General features: G+C 67.6%; 18 protein-coding genes. 10 read left to right on the plus strand and 8 right to left on the minus strand.

Annotation, left to right across the window (positions count from 1 at the left end):
- Positions 1-138 precede the first annotated feature (138 nt).
- A complete protein-coding gene (locus tag I55_RS21770; RefSeq protein WP_044562699.1) occupies positions 139-864 on the minus strand; it encodes an SDR family oxidoreductase in 726 nt (241 codons plus the stop codon).
- 48 nt (positions 865-912) lie between these two features.
- Here I55_RS21770 and I55_RS21775 point away from each other — a divergent pair, with 48 nt between their 5' ends.
- The gene (locus I55_RS21775) at positions 913-1,449 is read left to right on the plus strand and encodes a YkgJ family cysteine cluster protein (protein ID WP_044562700.1); all 537 of its coding nucleotides are present in this window, start codon (positions 913-915) and stop codon (positions 1,447-1,449) included.
- Here I55_RS21775 and I55_RS21780 read toward each other — a convergent pair.
- The 5 genes from I55_RS21780 to I55_RS21800 all read right to left on the minus strand — a co-directional run bounded on the left by I55_RS21780 (position 1,446) and on the right by I55_RS21800 (position 7,075).
- Positions 1,446-2,858, minus strand: coding sequence for an aldehyde dehydrogenase family protein (locus I55_RS21780; RefSeq protein ID WP_044562701.1), 1,413 nt, complete (start codon positions 2,856-2,858; stop codon positions 1,446-1,448). The two genes, I55_RS21775 and I55_RS21780, sit on opposite strands and share 4 nt — an antisense overlap.
- A gap of 34 nt (positions 2,859-2,892) precedes the next feature.
- Positions 2,893-3,234, minus strand: coding sequence for a carboxymuconolactone decarboxylase family protein (locus I55_RS21785; protein ID WP_044562702.1), 342 nt, complete (start codon positions 3,232-3,234; stop codon positions 2,893-2,895).
- A gap of 69 nt (positions 3,235-3,303) precedes the next feature.
- Positions 3,304-4,161, minus strand: coding sequence for a p-hydroxycinnamoyl CoA hydratase/lyase (locus I55_RS21790; RefSeq protein WP_252181255.1), 858 nt, complete (start codon positions 4,159-4,161; stop codon positions 3,304-3,306).
- A 22-nt stretch (positions 4,162-4,183) separates the two neighbouring features.
- Positions 4,184-6,286, minus strand: a complete 2,103-nt coding sequence (locus I55_RS21795) for an acetate--CoA ligase family protein (protein WP_044562704.1) — start codon at positions 6,284-6,286, stop codon at positions 4,184-4,186.
- Positions 6,287-7,075: an HpcH/HpaI aldolase/citrate lyase family protein gene (locus tag I55_RS21800; RefSeq protein ID WP_044562705.1), complete on the minus strand. Its 789-nt coding sequence runs from the start codon at positions 7,073-7,075 to the stop codon at positions 6,287-6,289. It lies immediately after the preceding gene.
- A gap of 361 nt (positions 7,076-7,436) precedes the next feature.
- On the opposite strand from I55_RS21800, the gene I55_RS21805 reads away from it, so the two are divergent.
- The 7 genes from I55_RS21805 to I55_RS21830 all read left to right on the plus strand — a co-directional run bounded on the left by I55_RS21805 (position 7,437) and on the right by I55_RS21830 (position 15,536).
- Positions 7,437-8,288 carry a hypothetical protein gene (locus tag I55_RS21805; RefSeq protein WP_252181253.1) on the plus strand — a complete coding sequence of 284 codons (852 nt, stop codon included), beginning with the start codon at positions 7,437-7,439 and terminating at the stop codon, positions 8,286-8,288.
- A 60-nt stretch (positions 8,289-8,348) separates the two neighbouring features.
- A complete protein-coding gene (locus tag I55_RS37815) occupies positions 8,349-8,567 on the plus strand; it encodes a DUF6282 family protein (RefSeq protein ID WP_199902671.1) in 219 nt (72 codons plus the stop codon).
- 5 nt (positions 8,568-8,572) lie between these two features.
- Positions 8,573-9,259 carry a DUF6282 family protein gene (locus I55_RS21810; protein ID WP_199902672.1) on the plus strand — a complete coding sequence of 229 codons (687 nt, stop codon included), beginning with the start codon at positions 8,573-8,575 and terminating at the stop codon, positions 9,257-9,259.
- Positions 9,260-9,325: 66 nt separating this feature from the next.
- On the plus strand, positions 9,326-10,657 hold the full coding sequence (locus tag I55_RS21815; protein WP_044562706.1) for an MFS transporter: 1,332 nt from the start codon (positions 9,326-9,328) through the stop codon (positions 10,655-10,657).
- Positions 10,658-10,702: 45 nt separating this feature from the next.
- Positions 10,703-11,602 (plus strand): amidohydrolase, encoded by a 900-nt coding sequence (locus I55_RS21820; protein ID WP_044562707.1) that lies wholly within the window; start codon positions 10,703-10,705, stop codon positions 11,600-11,602.
- Positions 11,603-11,607: 5 nt separating this feature from the next.
- The gene (locus tag I55_RS21825; protein ID WP_044562708.1) at positions 11,608-12,414 is read left to right on the plus strand and encodes an amidohydrolase; all 807 of its coding nucleotides are present in this window, start codon (positions 11,608-11,610) and stop codon (positions 12,412-12,414) included.
- Between the two features lie 224 nt (positions 12,415-12,638).
- The gene (locus tag I55_RS21830) at positions 12,639-15,536 is read left to right on the plus strand and encodes a TonB-dependent receptor (RefSeq protein WP_083901318.1); all 2,898 of its coding nucleotides are present in this window, start codon (positions 12,639-12,641) and stop codon (positions 15,534-15,536) included.
- Between the two features lie 132 nt (positions 15,537-15,668).
- Here the strand turns inward: I55_RS21830 and I55_RS21835 are convergent, their stop codons facing one another.
- Positions 15,669-17,273 carry a GMC family oxidoreductase gene (locus tag I55_RS21835; RefSeq protein ID WP_044562709.1) on the minus strand — a complete coding sequence of 535 codons (1,605 nt, stop codon included), beginning with the start codon at positions 17,271-17,273 and terminating at the stop codon, positions 15,669-15,671.
- Between the two features lie 183 nt (positions 17,274-17,456).
- On the opposite strand from I55_RS21835, the gene I55_RS21840 reads away from it, so the two are divergent.
- Positions 17,457-18,938, plus strand: coding sequence for an aldehyde dehydrogenase (locus tag I55_RS21840; RefSeq protein WP_252181254.1), 1,482 nt, complete (start codon positions 17,457-17,459; stop codon positions 18,936-18,938).
- Positions 18,939-18,982: 44 nt separating this feature from the next.
- On the opposite strand, the gene I55_RS21845 is transcribed toward I55_RS21840, so the two are convergent.
- Positions 18,983-19,783, minus strand: a complete 801-nt coding sequence (locus I55_RS21845; RefSeq protein ID WP_044562711.1) for an IclR family transcriptional regulator — start codon at positions 19,781-19,783, stop codon at positions 18,983-18,985.
- A 149-nt stretch (positions 19,784-19,932) separates the two neighbouring features.
- On the opposite strand from I55_RS21845, the gene I55_RS21850 reads away from it, so the two are divergent.
- Positions 19,933-21,120, plus strand: a complete 1,188-nt coding sequence (locus I55_RS21850) for an FAD-dependent monooxygenase (RefSeq protein WP_044562712.1) — start codon at positions 19,933-19,935, stop codon at positions 21,118-21,120.
- The last annotated feature ends 39 nt before the right edge of the window (positions 21,121-21,159 follow it).

The following is a 21,159-nucleotide window of genomic DNA, read 5'->3' on the forward strand; positions in this document are numbered from 1 at the left end:
ATGGGGCGGCGGAATACGGACCACCTACCGCGTTGAAGGCATGCTGGTCAAGTTCATTCATTTACTGCTAAATGAAAATTATGAAACGCGCCCTCCCCTGGGGTCGGGGCCGGGGTTTTCCCGGGTGCTCGCGGCGCCTCAGCCCCGGCCCAGGAAGGGCTGCCCTATCGGCAGGATCACGGATTCCAGGACGTTGACCTCGGCGGGCATCGCGGCGACGCAGTGGATGAGGTCGGCCACGTGTTCCGGCCGCATGGTCTGTTCCGGGCCGAGCCGGTCCAGCCCGGGAACCAGGTTCGTCATCGCCGAGCCCGGCCGGATGACGCCGGCGGTGATGCCGTGGCCGCGGCCATCCAGGGCGATGGCGCGCGTCAGCCCGTCCAGTGCGAATTTCGACGCGGTGTAGGCGGCGGTGTCCTCACGCGGGGTCAAGGCGGAGATGCTGCCGACCATCAGGATGCGTCCCCGCCGGCGGGGCTTCATCAGCCTGACGGCCGCGCGGCTGCACAGGAACGCCGACGTCAGGTTGATGTCCAGCACCTCCTGCCACCGGGCCAGGGTCAATTCCTCCAGCGGAGTCTTGTCGGCGATGCCGGCGTTGTTCACCAGCAGGTCGGGGAAGCCGAGGTCATGGCCGATGGCGGCGAACGCGTCCTCCACCTGGTCTTCCCGCGTCACGTCGGCGGCGTAGGCCTGGGCTACGCCACCGGCGGCCCGCGCCTCGGCCGCGACCGCCTCCAGCCGGTCCAGGCTGCGGGCGACCAGGGCCACCTTCATGCCCGCCGCCGCCAGTCTGCGGGCCACGGCCGCCCCGATGCCGGAACTGGCGCCCGTCACGATCGCCACTTGACCGGAAAGATCCATCGTCGAAATCCTCTGTTCATGTCGAGCCGACCGTGCTTCTAATATGACATGGACGAACATAATACGACATCAACAAACAGCGATGAGCGACAGCCGCCCCGGGACCAGAACGCCATCCCCTGTGACGGCTGCGTTCAATGCTGCCGGAACGACCAGGTGATCCTGCATCCCGAGGCTGGCGACGACCTGGGGTTCTACATGTGGGAGCCGATCATTTCCGCGCTCTATCCTGGCCGCGCCGTGCCGGCGCTGAAGCGCGACCCCGCCACCGGCGATTGCGTCTACCTGGTCGAAACCGGATGCACCATCCACGCCCGGCGGCCCTCGGTCTGCCGCCGCTTCCACTGTGCCCGCACGGCGCTGGCGCTGGAGCGCGTGCCCCGCCGGGTCCGCAAGATCCTGCTGCGGCGGGGGGACGTGTTTGACGACGCCCTGCTGGCGCGCGGTCGCGACAGGCTGCGACGCGCCCGCGAGATGGGACTGGAACAGGTGCTGGACACGGACCAGCAAGTGGCCGCGTTTGAACGCATTGCGGAGATGCCGCCGCCAAAGCCGATCACCCCCAGGCGACGCCAGGCACCCTAATGGGCGCCGTGGATCACGCGGATTTCGGCGTAGGAACGCAGGCCGGCCACGCCCATGCCCCGGCCGATGCCTGATTCCTTGAAGCCCCCGAAGGGCAGGTCCGGCACAGCGCCGCCGTGGCCGTTGATCCAGACGGTGCCGGCCTCCAGCCGCCGGGCGACCGCCTCGGCGCGGGTCTGGTCGCCACTCCAGACCGAGGCGCCCAGGCCGAAGCGCGTGGCATTGGCCCGCGTCACCGCCTCTTCCTCAGTGTCGACGGCCAGGATGGGCAGCACGGGCCCGAACTGTTCCTCATCCACCAGCCGCGCCCCCTCGCTGAGGCCGGTGACGATGGTGGGCGCGATGAAATAGCCCGGCCGGTCCAGGGCGCCGCCGCCCGCCAGGACCTGGCCGCCGCGGGCGCGCGCGTCCTGGATGATGGCCAGCACTTTGTCAAACTGTGGCCGGTTCTGCACCGGGCCCAGGTCGACGTCCGCCTCGAACCCGTTGCCCAGGCGCATGCGGCGCGCTTCCGCCGCCAGGGCGTGGGCCAGCGCTTCGGCGATGCCCGCCTGGGCGTAGACGCGCTTCACCGCCATGCACAGCTGTCCGCTGTTGACGAAGGCGCTGCTGAACAGCCGGGGGGCGATCGCGGCCACGTCCACATCGTCCAGGACAATGGCGGCGTCGTTGCCGCCCAGTTCCAGCGACACCCGCTTCAGGGTCGCGGCGGCGGATGCCATCACCTTCTTGCCGGTGGCGGTCGAGCCGATGAAGGCGATCTTGTCGATGCCGGGGTGGGCGGTCATCCACCGTCCCAGGGCGTCGCCACCCGACAGGGTGTTGACCAGCCCGGCCGGCAGGACGCGGGCGGCAATTTCCCCCAGGCGCAGCGTGGTCAGTGGCGTGAAGGGCGAGGGCTTCACCACCACCGCGTTGCCGGCGGCCAGGGCCTGGGCCACCATCTGCATGGCCAGGATCAGCGGCGCGTTCCAGGGCGCGATCACCCCCACCACCCCCATGGGGACGTAGTCCAGGCGCACCGGCCCCTGCGGCCCCTCCCGCAGATAGCCGCCGCCGATGTCCAGTGCCGCCGTCCCTTCGATCCGGTCGGCGGCCACCGCCACCTCGCGCCGCGCGGCGGTCAGGGGCTTGCCCTGCTCCCGCGTCAGCAGGGCGGCCAGCGCCTCCGCCTCCGCGCGGATGGCATCGGCGAAGGCGCGCATGGCCGCGCGTCGGGCGGCGACGTCCACCGCCCGCCAGGAAAGGAAGGCCACCCGCGCGGCGGCGACCGCCAGGTCCAGTTGCGCTTCGCTGGCGTCCGGCGCCGTCGCGAACGGCTCCCCAGTCGCGGGATCGATGACGGGGAATTCCGTGGCGGCGGCCACACCGTCGCCGCCGATGGACAAAAGGAACGGACCATGCGTCATGACCGGTGCACCATAATCAATGTGTCGGGGCGGCTCAGGCCGTTTTGCCCTCGGCCTGACGCTGCTGGACGACTTCCAGGAACTTGCGGCTGGCGGAGATGGCGGATGGCCAGGACGCGTAGAAGGCCAGGTGGTTGATGGCCTCGCCGATTTCCTCCACCGTCAGGCCATTGTCCAGCGCCAGGCCCAGATGGGCCGGCAACTGCTCCGGCCGGTACATCGAGATCAGGGCGGCGATGGTGATCAGGCTGCGGTCGCGCTTGGACAGGCCTGGCCGCTCCCACACCTCGTTGTACAGAATGCGGTCGGTGTATTCGACCAAGGCCGGCACAACCGCCGCCAACTCATTTCCCTTGCCGCTGCTTGGCCTTTGCATGCGTGGCTCTCCTTCCATGCCGGGGGTCTCCGGTCGCGCTGGACCAAAGACCCCCTTGTCGTGCGGGGGTTATTCGGCGCGGACGTAGTTGCCCAGGCCGGGGCGGAAGGACTTCTCGTCCAGGAACTGCTTCAGGCCCTGTTCCTTGCCGCGCTCCGGATCCACGAAATTGGTCTGGTCGACCTTGGCGGTCAGGTATTCCGACGCCTGCTCCCAGGTCATTTCGCGCGAATACTTGTAGGCCATCCGGGCCTGGCGCAGCACTGTGGGGTTCTTGCCCAGCAGCGTGCGAGCGATTTCCGCCGTCCGCGCCCGCAGCCGTTCCTTGGGCACCGCCTCGTTGGCCAGACCCAGCGCCACGGCCTTGACGCCGTCGAACTTCTCGCCCGACATGACATAGTATAGCGCCTGGCGGTCGCCCATCACGGTGCTGATCGCCTTGGAGACAACGCCGCCGGGAATGACGCCCCAGTTGATTTCCGACAGGGCGAACACCGCCTTTTCATCGGTGATGGCCAGGTCACAGCAGATCAGTGGTGTGAACGCGCCGCCGAAGCACCAACCGTTGACCATGGCGATGGTCGGCTTGGCGTAATGCATCAGGGTGCGCCATTGCCAGGCGCGCGTGGAGCGATAGGCGCGGTGGCGCTCGATATCGGACAGCCCGTCCGTGGCCCGGAAGAAGTCCTTCAGGTCCATGCCGGCGGAGAAGGCCTCGCCCACTCCGGTCAGAACGACGACGCCGCAGCGGTCATCGGTTTCCAGCGCGTCCAGCACCTCGTTCATCTCATGGGCCAGCCCGACGCTCATGGCGTTGCGCTTGGCTGGCCGGTTGATCTGTACCCAGGCGATGCCGTCCTCGAACTCGACGAGGACCTCCCTGCCACCTGGGATGGGCTTTTCGGCGTTGGTCATGTCGGATGTCATGGTTTCCACGGGGGGATGCTCCTTAGTCGGCGATGAACAATGCGTCGAGCGCCATGACCCCATCGCCTTCCGCGAAGACGGCCAGGGGATTGACGTCCACTTCCCTGATTTCGGGATGGGCGCGCAGCAGGGCGCCCAGCGCCATGACGGCGTCGGCCACCGCGCCCACGTCGCGCGGCGCCTGGCCACGGAAGGGGCCCAGCAACTTGGCGCCGCGCATCCGTCGCAGACGCTCCAGGATCTGATCCCGGCCGGCATGGGCCGGCAGCATCTCGATGGCGTCCAGGGCCTCCACCCACACACCGCCCAGGCCCAGCACCACGAAGGCGCCCCAGTCCGGGTCGTTGCGGCCGCCAATCACCAGTTCCAGGCCCGGCCGCGCCATCTCCTCGATCAGGATGCCGTCGATAGCCCTGCCGGGCTTGGCCCGATCCGCGCTATCCAGCAGGCGCTGCCAGCCGGCGCGCAGCGCCGCCTCGTCCTTGACTCCGATGATGACGCCGCCCACTTCGCTCTTGTGGGTCAGCCAGGGGGCCTGCAGCTTCATGACGACGGGGTAGGCGATGCGCGAGGCCGCCGCCACGGCGGCCTCGACGTCCCGGACCAGCGCACCTTTGGGCACAGGGATGCCCATGGCCGACAGCAGGGCCTTGCCCTCATATTCCGGCAGGGGGCCATGCCGCGACAGCGGCGGCGCCGGGGGTGGGGCCGGCGTGCGTTTCGCGACCCGCGCATACGCCCCGGCACGGCCATGGATGGCGCGGAAGGCCCGCAACGCCCGCTCCGGTGAGCGGAACAGCGGCGTGCCGGTTTCGCGCAACGGTGCGACGCAGCCGGGATCCAGCGGCGATTCATCGCCCAGGATGGCGACGGCGACCGGCTTGGACGCCGCCAGGGCGACAGGCGCGATGGCCTCCGCCTTCGCGCGCTGCTGCCAGGGGCCGCCGCCGGCCATGGCCAGCAGGACGGAGCCGACGGCGGGGTCGGCCAGCAGGGCGCTGGTGGTCTTGCCGAAGACGGACGCGTCGGAGAAGCCGGCGGTGCCGACGTCCAGGGGATTGCTGACCTCGCATTGCGGCGGCAGCAGCTGGCGCAGGGTGTCCGCCGTGTCCCCGCCCAAGCCTGCGACCTCCAGGTCGATCTTCTCACAGAAATCGAGGCTGAGGCCCCGCACCGCGCCGGAATTGGTGATGACCCCGATCTTGCCCCGTGTCGGTTCCGGGAACCGGTGCAGAATGGCGGCGGCGTCGAACAGTTCGTCCATGGTTTCGACCAGGACGACGCCCTCGTCCTCCACCGCCGCCTTCATGGCGGCGTAGTCGCTGACCATGGCGCCGGTATGGGACAGCGCCGCCGCCCGGCCTGACGCGCTGGCGCCGGGATGGACCATCAGGATGGGCCGGCCGGCCTCCCGCGCCAGGCGCGCGGCGGCCAGGAAGGCCGCCGGGTCGCGGACCTGCTCGACATAGGCGGCGATCAGGCCCACCCCCTTCTCGACAAGATGGCGGATGACATGGTCGATGCGGACGACCGCCTCGTTCCCGGTGGTGACCACGTGCGAAATCCGGGCGCCGCGCGCCAGCAGGGCGGAGCGGATGTTGGACGCCATGGCGCCGCTCTGGGCCACCACCGCGGCATGCGGCGGGCCGGCCACCGGCTGGAAGTCCAGCGATTCAAAGCTCAGCGCCACGCCGTTGGCGTAGTTGACGAAGCCCAGGCAGTTGGGGCCCAGCAGGGCCAGGCCGCCGGCCCGGCACATCGCCGCGATTTCCTCCTGCTCGCGGCGGCCTTCCTCTCCCGCCTCACCGAAGCCGGCGGCGAAGACGACGGCGCCACCCACACCCCGCTCGATGCAGGCGCCGATCGCCTCGCGCACCGCCTTGTGGGGCACGTTCAGAACCGCGACGTCGACGCCGTGGGGCAGGTCGTTCAGCGATTTCAGACAGGGAACGCCATTGATCTCGGCGCGCGTCGGGCTGACCAGGTGCAGCGGCCCGGTGAAGCCGGACCCCGCGATGTTGCGCAGGACAGCGCCGCCCAGGGACGCGGGCTCGGGCGAGGCGCCCGCCACGGCGATGGAGCGCGGCCGCAGCAGGCGTGTCAAATCCAGTTCGGGGGCCTGCATTCAGACCTCCCCCCGGCCGGCACGGAACGGGGCGACCTTGTCCACCGCCGCCTTCAGCGCGTTCTTGTACATGATCATGTCGGACTGCCAGGCGATGTAGCGGGCGCCACGCTCCACCCAGGCCTTCAGGCCGTCGGGGCTGCTGGCCACCACGCCGTAGTGCTTGCCGGCGCGGGCGCAGGCGGCGACGACCTCATCCACCACCTTCGCCACGTCGGGATGGTCCGGCTCGCCCGGATGCCCCAGGGACTGGCTGAGATCGCCGGTGCCGATGAAGGCGACGTCCAATTGGTCCAGGGCGCACAGCGCGTCGATGTCGGCGGCCATGCGCGCGTTCTCGACATGGACGGCCACCAGCGTGTCGCGGTTGGCCTGTTCAATATAGGTTTTGGCCGGCGTGAAGGCGTAGTCGCCCGCCCGGCAGCCCGGCGCCCACCCGCGCTCACCCAGCGGATGATATTTGGCGCGGCGGATGACCGTGGCGGCCTCGGTCGCCGAGCCCAGCGAGGGGACCTGCACCCCGCTGGCGCCACTGTCCAGGGCGTGCAGGATGGCGGCTTCGCTGGCGTCGCCGGTGCGGACGATGGCGCTCATCCCGACCAGCTGCGCCGCGCGGATCAGGTCCTCGACCTGCCCATGCGTGAAGTTCGCGTGTTCGGTATCGATGATGATGAAGTCAAAGCCGGCGAGGCCGATCATCTCCACCAAATTCGCGGACGCGAACTTGACGAACGTGCCGATGACGACTTCGCCCTTTTCCAGGCGCCGTTTGACTAGGCTATTGATCACAAAGCACCTCCCGCCTGCGACGTCTCTTGGGACCGGACGTCTGCCGCCCGGTCATCCAATGCAAACGAGGAAGGGGAATCAAATGCTGATTGATGTCTTTTCCGATAACGGCCCGGTATCGGAGGGTGCTGCCTACGGACCGATGCCGCGGCGGTATTGGAGCGCTGGCCAAAAAGAATTAGACGGCTAACGGTGTAGCGGCCCTACTGTTCCCATAAACTATTGCCGGGAATTTCAAGAAAGCTCCGTCAGGCCCCCATGTCGCCTGAACGTGTAGCATCTTGAAGAGCGTATGGGAGGCGGCGTGTACGGAAAGAACGACTTGCGGGCTTCATTGGCGCCGGCGGCGGAAAAGGTGGCCATGACCCCTTTCAAGCCGGCCTCTTATGGCCGCTTCTATGAAGAGATGCCGGTGGAGGAGGGCGAATTGGTTTCCACCTGGCTGACGCGGGGCCAGAACCTGATCGTGGCCTACAGCGCCGTGCGCTCCGGCGCGGTGCTGGCGCGCACGGGCCAGGTGGATGAATACGCCGTTGTCCTCCCCGACGCGGGGATGAGTGTTGAGATCACGGCCGGCGGTCAGACGGAGACGGCGCACGGGCCGTGCGTGGCCTTCATCCCGCCCGGCGACAGCAGCGTCCGGGCACTGGGCGACGGCGGCCTCTACCGGCTGATCACCACGCGGTCGGCGGATCTGGCGGCCCGTTGCGCCAACGCGGGCGACTTCGCCACGCCCGATCCGAACGTTCCGGAGTTCACGCCCTGGCCCGATCCGGTCGGCGGCTGGCGCATCCGGGTCTATTCCGGCGACGTGCCGTCGCAGCCGGGCCGCTTCGGCAGACTCTACCGCTGCACCACCATCATGGTGAACCTGACCAGCGGCCGCGCCGGTCCCCGCGACCCGGCCGACCTGTCGCCCCACCATCATGATGATTTTGAGCAATATTCCATCGCCACGGCGGGCGAATTCATCCACCACCTACGCTGGCCTTGGACGGGGAACAGCGCGCACTGGCTGGATGACCAGCATGCCTACTGCGCGGCGCCGTCGGTCGCGGTGATACCACCGCCGGCGACCCACACCTCGCAGGGGATGGGCGCCGGCCTCAACCGCCTGGCGGATGTCTTCTGTCCGCCGCGCCGTGATTTCTCCGCCCGCGAGGGCTGGGTGCTGAACGCGGCCGATTATCCGGCGCCGGACCTGGCGCCATAAACAGAACCCCAAATACGAACCGCGGCCAACGCGGCGCATCTGAACACGGGAGGATAGAGTATGACGGATCGCAGGATTGACGATCTGCTGGTGGGTGCCGTGGATCTGCATTGCCACAGCGGCCCTTCGGTCATGCCGCGCCGGCTGAACCATGTCGAGGCCATCAAGGACGCCGAGGCCGCCGGCCTGCGGGCCATCCTGTTCAAGGATCACTATTATTCGGTGACGCCGGTGGCCGAACTGCTGAAGGAGACGATGAATCCCAGATTCAGCTCCTGACCGGCGTGCCGCTGAACAACACCACGGGTGGGCTGAACCCCTACGCGGTGGAGCATGGCTTCAAGCTGGGCGCCCGCCTGGTGTGGATGCCCACCTTCTCCGCCGCCAACCACATCCGCCATTCGCACCGGCGCCAGTTCCTGCCAACCAAGGACCAGATGCTGCCGCCGCGCGCCCTGACCGTGGTGGACGATCGCGGCACCCTGCTGGACGAGGTCAAGGTCATCCTGGACCAGATCGCGCAATATGACGCCATCCTCTCCGCCGGCCACCTGCACATCAGCGAGATCTGGCCGCTGTTCGCCGAGGCGAAGACGCGGGGCGTCAAGCGCCTGCTGGTCAACCATCCCACCTTCCTGATCGGCTGCGGTCCGGCCGACATGAAGGAGCTGGCCGGCATGGGCGCCTATCTGGAGCATTCGTGCTGCATGTGGGCCGGTGTCCAGGGCAAGAACTACACCGCCGAGAGCCTGAACCAGGTGATCAAAGCCGGCGGCGTGGACAGCACCATCATCGGCTCCGACCTGGGCCAGGTGGGCAATCCCACGCCGGTGGAAGGGTTCCGCCATGTCATCGGCATGTGCATCGAGTTGGGCTATTCCGACGACGACATCCGCAAGATGATCAGCCTGAACGCCAGCCGGCTGGTCGGGTTGGACGAACCGGCGCGGCGGCGGTCCGTCGCGGAGTGATCCTGGCCAGTGGCGGAAGACGCCGCCGCGCCACAATAAAAAGTCCAGACCAGGGAGGTACCGAGCATGCCGGCCAATCCGCTTGACGCCATCGCCGTCACGCCGATGCGTTTGCGGCAGTACGTCATCGTCGCGCTGTGCTGCTTGATCAACGTCACCGAGGGCTACGACATGATGTCGGCGGCCTACACGGCGCCGTTGTTCTCGGCCGAATGGGCCGTGCCCAAGGCGACCCTGGGCCTGCTGTTCAGCATGGGGTCGCTGGGCTTGGCGCTTGGGGCGTTCGTGGCCGCCCCCCTGGGGGAACGGCTGGGCCGGCGCGGCGTGACGCTGATCGCGCTGGTCGCCATCACCATCGCGCACGGCCTGTCGTCCATCGCCACGTCCATCGAGGTGCTGATGGCCCTACGCTTCCTGATGGGGGCGGGGTTGGGCATCCTGGTTGTCAGCCTGAACGTGCTGGTGTCGGAGTTCGCCAACAACCAGCAGCGCAACCTCATGCTGTCGATGCTGCATACCGGCTTCACCATCGGCATGATGATCGGTGGCGCCGTCGCCGGCTTCCTGCTGGTGCCGTACGGCTGGCGGTCGGTTTACATCTTCGGCACCGGCATGAACGCCATGCTGTTGCTGGCGCTGGCCTTGTTCATGTGGGAATCGCCGGCCTACCTCGTGTCGGCGCAGCCCCGCAACGCCTTGCCCCGGCTGAACCGCATCCTGGCCGGCCTGGGCCTGGAACCGCTGACAGAGCTACCGCCCCGGCCGGAACGGACGCGGAAGGAGAACGGGGCCATCGCCCTGCTGGCCAAGGACACCTGGCGGCTGTCCGTCCTGATGTGGCTCGCCTCCTTCATCTATGCCGTGGTGGGTTATTTCCTGCTGAACTGGAAGCCGACCGTGCTGGTGGAGGCTGGGCTGACGCCGACACAGGCCAGCTTCTCCGGCGTGCTGCAGGGCATTGTCGGGGCCACCGGCCACCTCACCATGGGCTTTCTCGGCCGTCGGGTTGGGGAAGGGCGCATGACCACGATCTTCTTCGTGCTGATGGGGCTGATGCTCATCCTGTTCGGCAGCGTGCATGCCGGGGTGGCGGTGATGATCGGGCTGGCTTGTGTGCTGACCTACTTCACCGTCGGCGCCTACACCGGCGTGTTCCTGACCGCCATCGCCTTCTATCCGCAGCGGCTGCGCAACTTCGGTGTGGGCTTCGTCGTCGGCTTCGGCCGGGCCGGCGCCGTCTTCGGCCCGCTGCTCGGTGGCCTGCTGCTGGGGGCGGATGTGGGACGCGCGGCGACCTTCGCCTTCTTCGCCGCCATGAGCCTGATACCGGCCATCGCGATGTTGCCCTTGAGCCGCAAGCCCGGCCAGCCGGCATCGCTGACCACCGCGCCGACCTGATCGGCGGACAAAACCAAGACACCATGATAAGGGGACGAACCGGCGATGGACCAGACACTGGTCAGGGATCCCGTCTATGACGCGCACGCGCACGTCTTCACCAGTGACGCCGCGCGCTATCCAATGGACACCCGCAACGCGCGGGAGGGGGAGGACAACCTGCGCCGGCGCATCGCCGCCGACCCCATCACGGCGGAGCGGCTGCGGCAGTGGTGGGAGGCCAGCGGCGTCATCGCCGGTGCGGCCGTGCAGTACAACACCATTTACAAGACCGACAACCGCTACCTGCTGGACGCCACGTACGCGCATCCGGACAAGCTGTCGGCCGTGGTGATCCTGGACGCCCAGGATCCGGAGACGCCGGCCCAACTGGCCCGCATGGTGATCGAGCGGGGGATCGTGGGCCTGCGCCTGTTCGGTTATCCCGACGCCACCGGCGCCTATCCCTGGCTGGATTCCGAGGCGGCGCTCCGCACCTGGGCGGTCGCCGACCGCTTCGGCCTGACTATGGTGGTGATGTACGCCCCGGGCGTGGCGTCGGCCGCCCCGCTGGACCGCGTCGCCAACCTGGCCCGCCGCTTTCCGCGCCTGCGCATCGCGCTGGATCATTTCGGCTGGCCGGGCGGTGGCGATCCTCGGCACTTGGGCCTGGTGCCGGTGCTGGAGGCCATGCGGACGCATCGCAACGTCTACTACAAGCTGACGACCATCAATTTCCGCATGTTCGACCAAGCCGGCGTGGACCATGCGGCTTTCGTCCGCCGCGCGGTGGACGTCATGGGGGCCGATCACATCATGTGGGGCTCCGACGTCGGCAACACCCAGGAGAGTTACGAGAGCATGGCCGCGCAGGCGCGCGCATCGGCGGCGCTCCTTAATGAGACGGAGCGGCGGCTGTTCCTGTGCGACACGGCGCGCAGCCTGTTCCAGCGCGGCGACAGGTAAGCGCCATGACGGTTGAGAGCCCCGAACCGCCCATCGTCGACGCGCATGCCCACATCCTGACGCGGCGCATGCCATTGCGCGACGACGCCTGGATCCGGCCCGACTATGATTACACGGCCGAGGATTTCCTGGCGGACCTGGACCGGCACGGCATCGCCTTTGGGATCGTCACCGCCGCCAGCCTCTACGGCGATTACAACGACTACACCCTGTGGGCGCTGGGGCGGTACCGGCGCTTGCGCGCGACGGTGATGCTGCAGCCCGACACCGACTTGGCGACCCTGCGCCACCTGCGGGACCAGGGCGTCGTGGGTGTGCGCATGCAGTGGAAGGTGGACCAGGCGCCGCCCGACTTGCGCGGCTATTCCCACCTGAAATTCCTCAACCGTCTGGCTGACTGCGGCATGCATGTCGAGCTGAACGCCAGCGCCGCCCAACTGGCCGTCGTGCTGCCGGCGTTGGAAGCGCACGGCGTCAACGTCGTGGTCGATCACTTCGGCCTGCTGCGCGCGCCGGAGGGTATGGAGGGTGCCGGCTTCCAGGCCATGCTGCGGGCGGTCGCGGCGGGGCGGACCTGGGTCAAGATCTCGGCGGGCTTCCGCCTGGACCCGGCGATCCGCCAGGCCTGCGCGGCGCGCCTGCTGACGGAGGCCGGTGGGGAGCGCCTGCTGTGGGGCAGCGACGCGCCCTTTGTGGGGAGGGAAGGTGCCGTGACTTACGCGGACACCCTGGCGCACTTCCACGCGCTGGTGCCCGACCCGGCGGTGCGCCGCCAGATTTCCGACGCCGCGTTGCGCCTGTGCTTCTTCTGACGCGGGCAGCCACAGCAAATCAGGGACTTTTTTCAAGTAAGGGGTGGGTTCCGCTGTACGGGCGCCCTGCCCCTGAGGGGCTTGGTCTGGGCGATTTTTAATGCCGAAACGGTATCGGTTCTGCCGATTGTGGCATTGGATTTTCGTCATCGTATAAATGAATATGAAAATAACAAACAATGAGCATCCCGAATGACCTTCATTCCGGAGCGGGGAGGGAACAGATGAGCGATAGGCTGCCTAACGATTCCAGCCAACTGTTCTTGGGCACGGGCGGCCGCCGGCCGCTGAAATATGGGGCCGTCAGCCTGCTGGCCATCAGTGCGGCGCTGGCGATGGCCGCGCCGCACCAGGCCTTCGCGCAGAGCGTGCCGGCGGAAGCCAGCGCGCCGGCGGGGGACCTAGAGGAAATCATCGTGACGGGCACGCGCATTTCCGGCTTCACGGCGCCCACGCCGATGACGTCGCTGAGCGCGGTGCAACTGCAGGACAAGGCGGTCAGCACCGTCGCGGACATGCTGTTCGAAGTGCCGCAGTTGCGGATCAACCAGAACATCGGCAAGTCCAGCGAACCGATCGGCGCCTCCAACGCCGACCTCCGCGGCCTGGGCACCCAGCGCACCCTGGTGCTGATGAACGGCAACCGCGTCGGCATCACCGATCCGGCCGGGACCATCGACACCAACATCATTCCCGTGGCGTTGATCAAGAACGTCGACATCGTCACCGGTGGCGCCTCCGCCGCCTACGGTTCCGACGCGGTCGCCGGTGTGGTCAACTTCGTCCTGGATAAGGATTTCGAGGGGGCGAAGGCCGACGTTTCCTACGGATCGACGGAGCATGACGACTTCCGCCGTCCGGACGTCAACTTCGCCCTGGGCCATGGCTTCGCCGACAACAGGGTGCACATCGAGGTCGCGGGCGACTTCATGCACAATTCGGGTGAGAGCAGCCAGTCTTCGCGTTCCTGGGGCGCCAACGGCACCGTGCAGATCACGAACCCGGCCTATACCAAGACCAATGGGCAGCCACGTCTGCTGATCGTCGACCACGGCACCTATTCGCAGATGACGGCCGGCGGTGTCGTCGGCCTGTCGGGTGGCACCAACACCCTGGCGCAGAACCTGGCCGCCAAGCTGGGCTTCGCGCCCGGCTCGGGCGTACAGTTCGGGCCGAACGGCAAGCCGATCCCTTTCCAGTACGGCACCAACATCGGCGCCACCTTCATGCAGGGCGGCGGCGGCGGTTCGGCCATCGGCGACGGCAATCTGCTGCCGGAGATAGACCGCAAGAGCGGCTACGGGCGGATCAGCTATCAGCTGGCCGACAACGTCACCCTGTTCGCCGACATGCTGTATTCGCAGGTCCACGCCAATTCGGACCTGGCGCCGAACCCCGACGTCGGCACCATCACCATCCGCAACGACAACGCCTTCCTCGACCCCAGCGTCAAGGCGGCGATGGCTTCCTTGAACCTGACCAGCATCCCCTTCGGTCGTCTCAACTACGAGGATGGGAATTCCGAGTTCCGGACCGTGACCAAGACCCGCCGCTGGACCTTCGGCGCCGAGGGGTCCTTCGGCCGGAACTGGAACTGGAGCGTCACCGGACAGCTGGGCCGCAACACCTATAATGAGTTCGCGGACAACAATCGCATCACCCAGCGGTGGAACTACGGCCTGGATTCGGTGATCAACCCGGCCACAGGCCAGGCCATCTGCCGGGTGAAGCTGGCCAACCCGAACCCCACGGCGGCCCAGGACCCCTACGGCGACATCCGCAACTGCGTGCCCATCAATCCCTTCGGCGCCGGGTCCATCAGCCAGCAGGCGCTGGACTACTATCGGGGCACCTCGACCATCACCGCGGACATGCACCAAGACGTCTACGCCGCCAACATCTCAGGCTCGCCCTTCTCCACCTGGGCGGGGCCGCTGTCGGTCGCGGCTGGCGCGGAATACCGCATCGAGAAGACGGTCCAGACCTCGGACGCGGACTCCGTGCTCAGCCGCTGGCGGTCCATCAACGGCCAGCCATTCTCCGGCGAATACAATGTGAAGGAGGCCTACGGCGAGGTCGTGGTGCCGCTGGCCGAGGACATGACGCTGGCCCGCAAGCTCGAGCTCAACGCCGCGGGCCGCTACACCGAGTATTCGACCAGCGGCGGCGTCTGGGCGTGGAAGTTCGGCGGCAACTACGAACCGATCGAGGACGTGCGGTTCCGTGGCACGGTGTCCCGCGACATCCGCGCGCCGAACAATTATGAGCTGTTCTCACAAGGCAACCAGGTGATCAACGCCATCATCGACCCACGCACCAACGTGGCGCGGCAGACGACGCAGATCACTGGCGGCAATCCCAACCTGCTGCCTGAGGAGGCGGACACCTATTCGGTGGGTGTCGTCTTCAAACCGAGGTGGCTGAACGGGTTCCATGCCTCTCTCGACTACTACAACATCAAGATCAAGAACGCGATTTCCACGGTGGCGGCGCAGGACATCGTGAATTTCTGCTTCAATGGGCAGTCTGTGTTTTGCTCTGGTGTCATCCAGACGGGGGGTATCATCACCCGCGTCAACATCATCCCCTTCAACGCCAACTCCCAGCGGGCGGCGGGCGAGGATTTCGAAGCTGAGTACTCCTTCCCCCTCACCCTGCTGAACAATGATGGGGATGTGCAACTGCGGGTGCTGGCCAACCATGCCGACACGCTGACCACAACGGCGAATGGCGTGTCCAATGATTACGTCGGCCTCGCCGGCATCTCGCCGCCCCCCGCGGGCGTGCCGGAATGGCGCGTGAACGTCGACGCCAACTACAGCTTCGACAAGTGGAGGCTCGGGGTGGGCTATCGCTACATCTCTGGCGGCAAGTTCGACACGCGCTTCAACCTGACCACCTTGGACATCGCCAACAACGACATCTCCGGCATCGGGTATTGGGATGCCAACGTCTCCTACCGGCTGACCGAGAACCTGACGATCTACGGCTCCGTCGAGAATCTGACGGATGAGGCCCCGCCGATCACGCCCAACGGCATCGTGCAGCCAACCATCGCCAACTCGCCCTTCTTCGACAATCGCGGTCGCTATTGGGTCCTGGGCGTGCGTGCGCGGATGTGATCCTCCCTTCAATTCCCGTGCGCGGGGCGTCGGGGCGTTACTGCCTCGGCGCCCATTTTTTTGTCTATCGCGCAATAAAAGCGGCGACATGGGGTGTCCTCCCATGCCGCCGGACGGTTGTGTCTGGCGCGCCTAATCCTGCTGGCGGATCAGATCGGCGGCCTTTTCCGCCACCATGATCACGGGCGCGTTGGTGTTGCCGCCCGGGACCGTCGGCATGATGGAGGCGTCGACGACGCGCAGGTTCTCCGCCCCGATGACGCGCAGGGTGGGATCCACCACCGCGCCGTGGCCCTGGCCCATGCGGCAGGTGCCGACGGGATGTTGGGTGATGCGCAGGTTGGCGCGGATGTAGGCGTCCAGTTCGGCGTCGCTCTGTCGCTCCGCACCTGGCCTGGCCTCCCGCAGGACGCGCGCGGCCAGGGGGCCGGCGCCGAACAGCGTGCGCACGGCGCGGATGCCCCGTCGCAGTTCGGCGAAGTCGCGCTCATGCGACAGCAGGTTCAGCTCTATGCGCGGCGTGTCCGCCACGTCGGCGGAGCGCAAGGTCAGCCGCCCCCGGCTTTCCGGGTGCAGCTGGATCACCATGATCGAGAACATGTCCTGCAGCCGCTTGCCAAGGCCGGGCGTCCAGATCTTGGCGTCCAGCCGCACCGGCATGACCATCAGCTGGATGTCCGGGCGCTCAAGCTCCGGTGCCGTTCGCAGCAGGGCGGCGCAACTGGTGATCTGGGAGGCGAACGGTCCCGTGCCCAGCAGCGCCCAGCGCAGGACGGACAGGGCCGCCCGGTCCAGCCGCAATTGCTTCAGGAAGGTGTCGCCGCTGGTGGCGTAGTCCATGTAGACGATGGGATGTTCGGATAGGTTGGCGCCCACGCCGGGGCTGTCCACCACCACCCCGATCCCATGTTCGCGCAGCTGCGCGCCGGGGCCGACGCCGGACAGCATCAGCAGGTGGGGGGAATTGTAGGCGCCACCCGCCAGGATGACGTCGCGTCGTGCCCGCACCTGATGTGACGCGCCCCCGGCACGGTATTCCACGCCCACGGCGCGATGGCCATCGAACAGGACGCGGGTGACCTGGGCGCCGGAAATCAGCCGCAGGTTCGACCGTTTCAGCGCCGGGCGCAGATAGGCCCGCGCGGCGCTGGATCGGCGGCCGCGACGGTCGACCGTCACCTCGCTCAGGGAGAAGCCCTCCTGCCGCTCACCGCTCAGGTCGTCACTGTGCGGAAAGCCGGCGGCGGCGGCCGAGGCCAGGATCTGTTCCGTCAGCAGCGCGCGGTGGCGTACGGGCGTCACCTGGATGGGGCCGTCGCCCCCGTGCCAAGGGCCGGCGCCACGCCAGCTGGTCTCCATCTTGCGAAAATAGGGCAGCACGTCGTCATAGCCCCATCCGGGACAGCCCAGGTCGCGCCACTCGTCATAGTCGCGCGCGTGGCCGCGCATGTAGATCATGCCGTTGGTGGTGGAACAGCCGCCCAGCACGCGCCCGCGCGGCAGCGGCAGGGGGCGTCCATCCAGGTTGGGCTCCGGCTCCGACACATAGCCCCAGTCCTTGGCCGGGTCGGCCATGGCCGCCATGAAGCCCAGCGGCATGGCGTGGAACGGACTGGAATCGGGGCCGCCGGCCTCGATCAGCAGGACGCTGCGGCGCCCATCCTCACTAAGGCGGTTGGCCAGAACGCATCCCGCTGATCCGGCGCCGACGATGATATGGTCGAAGTCCTGCGTCACCGCTTCCTCATGCCCCCTTGGCCCCGTTTCTCGGAACGAGTTGTTGCATAATAACGGAATGTGTTCAACAATAGCAAACGACAGCGACACCCATGGCGCCTGAACGGGCCCTTCGTGAACGGCCCGCGCCGTGAGGTAAGCTCTCCCCTCATCATACCCAGACGGTGGAAAATGCCGGATATCGTGGCGGATCATAATGCCCTGGAGAGCGCGCGGCGCTTCGCGGGCAAGGAACACGGGCTGTTCATTGACGGCGCCTGGCGGGAGCCACGATCGGGTTCCGCCTTTGAGATGCGCAACCCCGGCGACGGCACGCTGCTGGGCCAGGCCGCCAAGGGCGAGGCGGCGGATGTGGACTTGGCGGTGCGCGCGGCGCGGACGGCGCTGGAAGGCGTCTGGGCGGACACCAAGCCGGCGGAACGTGCCCGCCTGCTGTGGCGCCTGGCCGACGCGATCGAGGCCCACGCCGACGAATTCGCCCTGCTGGAAACGCTGAACAACGGCAAGCCGCTACGCGACGCGCGCCTGTTCGATGTGCCGCACGCCATAGAGACGCTGCGCTACAACTCCGGTTGGGCGACCAAGCTGGGCGGCGACACCATCAATCTTTCCGGTCCCGGAACCTGGCACGCCTTCACCGTTCGGGAACCGATCGGCGTGGTGGCGGCCATCGTGCCGTGGAACGCGCCCTTCGCCATGTCGGCGGCCAAGATGGCGCCGGCATTGGCCGCCGGCTGCACCCTTATCCTGAAGCCGGCGGAGCAGACGCCCCTGACGGCGCTGCGGCTCGCCCACCTGGTGGAGGAGGTCGGCTTCCCCAAGGGCGTGTTCAACCTCGTGACCGGTTTTGGCGAAACGGCGGGTGCCGCCCTGGTGGAACATCCCGGCGTCGACAAGGTGACGTTCACCGGCTCCACCGAGGTCGGCCGCCACATCGTCCGCGCGGCGGCGGGCAACTTCAAGCGCGTGACGCTGGAACTGGGCGGCAAGACCCCGGTCATCGTCATGCCCGACGCCGACATCAAGCGCGCGATCGAGGGGGCCGCCCGTTCCATCTTCACCAACGCCGGCCAGGTGTGCAACGCCGGCTCCCGCCTGTTCGCGCATGAGAGCGTGTTCAACGCCCTGGTGGAGGGCGTGGCCGAGCATGCCGGAAAGCTGCGTGTCGGCCCGGGCCTGGATCCCGCCACCCAGATGGGGCCGGTGGTGTCCCAGGAACAGAAGGACCGCGTCCTGGGCTATATCGAAGCGGGGGTTAGGGAGGGCGCCCGCATCAGCGGGCAGGGGACCGCGGCGTCGGGCCCCGGATATTTCGTTCCGCCGACGGTGCTGACGGGAACCCTGCCGACCATGTCCGTGGTGCGTGAGGAAATCTTCGGGCCGGTCCTATGCGCCATGTCGTTCAGCGATGGCGACCTGGACGCCATCGCGGCCCGCGCCAACGACACCGACTATGGCCTGGGCGCCATCGTCTGGACGCAGAACCTGAGCGCCGCGCACCGGCTGTCGCGCAAGCTGAAGGCCGGCACGGTGCGTATCAACGGCGGCGGGCTGGATCCAGCGCTGCCGTTCGGTGGGTTCAAGCAATCCGGCTGGGGCCGGGAGAACGGCCGCGACGGCATCGAGGCCTATACCGAGCTGAAATCCATCGCCATCGCGCTTTGATGGGGGAGGTTCCCGCCGGTGCCGGCGCGGGGCGCCAGCATCCTTCAGGAGCGTGCGGGAACGCGGCCGCCGATTTTCGCGGAGATGCGGGCGGCCGCGTCCAGCACGTGATCGATGCAAGGCTGCAGCCGCTCCCCCGCCAGGTACTTGTCCGGCCCCAGCAGGGTGAGGGCGGCGGCCATGGCGTCGCTATAGTCGAAGATGGGGGCGGAGATGGCGGCGAAGTTGGCGTTGATAAGCCCGCTTGTCGTCGCATAGCCCTTCTGGCGCACGGTGGCCAGGTCGTCGCGTGTGGGGGGCTTCACCGCGTCAGCGGCCTCGATCGCGTGCTGGCGGCTGGCCCGCGCCGGCTGGCGGGTCTGCGGTTCCGGCAGGAAGGCCAGGAACACCAGCCCGGTGGCTGAGGTGGTCATCGGCAGCACGTGGCCCAGCCGGACGGTGAAGGCGCCCTGGCGGCTGCCGTCCACCTTGGAGACGATGGCCGGCCCGAATTCGGTGAGCACGGACAGGTAGGTGGCGCAGCCGGTGTGCGCCGTCAACTCCGCCATCTCCGCGTTCGCGGCCTCCACCACCGACAATTGGCGGATCGCGGACAGGCCCAACTCGGTCGCGTAGGGTCCCAGCGCGTAGCGGGCGGTCTGGGGGTTCTGTGCCACCAGCCCCTCACGCATGAAGCTGGTCAGGTACAGGTGGGCCTTGCTGGGCGGCATGTCCGCCGCCTGGGCGATGTCACGCAACGCCATCGGCTCATGCGCCGTCTGCAGCACGCGGATGACACGGAATCCAACCTCGATCGACTGGACGCGGCGCTTCTGGCTGAGGGTGTCTTCGGGCGTTTTCAGCATCTGTGTCTCATTGGCTTTACACCCATGCCTATCAGAGTACGGGGGTCCCGTCGACCGCGCAATACAAGGGTGGCCTGGGTGCCGGTCTTGTGATATTGACGAATTATGTTAGATATTATCAAACTCTGGCGGTTGCGGCGAGGAACGACATGCGAATTGCGATTGTGGGTGCCGGGATCGGCGGTCTGACGGCTGGGCTGGCGCTGCTGAAGCGCGGGTTCGACGTCACGATCTATGAGCAGGCCGAGGAACTGCGGGAGGTGGGGGCGGGTCTGCAGGTCAGCGCCAACGGGACGCGCGTGTTCGCGGCGCTGGGCATCCTGGATCAGGTGATGGCGTTGTCGTTCTGCCCGGTGGGCAAGGAGATCCGGCTGTGGAACACCGGCCAGACCTGGAAGCTGTTCGACCTGGGGCCGGAATCGGTGGCGCGTTATGGCGCGCCTTATGTCACCATCCACCGCAACGACCTGCACTCCACCCTGGCCACCGCCGTCCGTGCCCTGAACCCCGATGCCATCCAGCTGGGATCGCGCTGCGTGGGGGTGGAGCAGGGGCCCGGCGGCGTGGTGTTGGACCTGACAGCCCAGCCACCGCAGCGGCACGACCTGGTGATCGGCGCCGACGGCGTGCATTCGATCATCCGCCAGCGGCTGTTCGGTGAGCTGCCGGCCGCGTTCACCGGCATCGTCGCCTGGCGCGGTGTCATCCCCATGGAACGCCTGCCCGACCACTTGGTGCGGGACGTGGGCACCAACTGGATTGGCCCAGGCGGCCACATCGTCCACTACCCCATCCGGCGCGGCGAGCTGATGAACTTCTCCAGCGTGGTGGAAAACCAGGACTGGAAGACGGAGTCCTGGTCCAGCCCATCGACAGTGGAGGCCTACCTGGCCGACTACCCCGGCTGGCATGAAGACGTCCACGCCTACATCCGGGCGATCCCCCAGCCGTTCCGCTGGGCGCTGCTGTCCCGAAAGCCGCTGGACAACTGGACGGTCGGACGGGTCACCCTGCTGGGCGACGCGGCCCATCCCATGCTGCCCTTCCTGGCGTCGGGCGCGGCCATGGCGATCGAGGACGCCTACACGCTGGCGCGGGCGCTGGAGGCTTATCGGGACGACCATGCCAGGGCGCTGAAGGCCTATCAGGACGCACGCATCCCCCGTACGACGCGCGTGGTCCAAGGTGCCGCCGGCAACGCCGAGCGCTTCCACAATCCCGCCCTGGCCAGCCCGGCCGGCGCGCAGGCCTACGTGGACCGGGAATGGGAGCCGGAGCGGGTGGCGGAACGCTACGAATGGCTTTTCCGTCACGACGTCACCACGGCCCCGCTGTGACGCGCGGCCGGGGCGCGCGCATAAGGAATAAGGACAGGG

Source organism: Azospirillum sp. B4 (genome assembly GCF_000333275.1).
Taxonomy (GTDB): domain Bacteria; phylum Pseudomonadota; class Alphaproteobacteria; order Azospirillales; family Azospirillaceae; genus Nitrospirillum.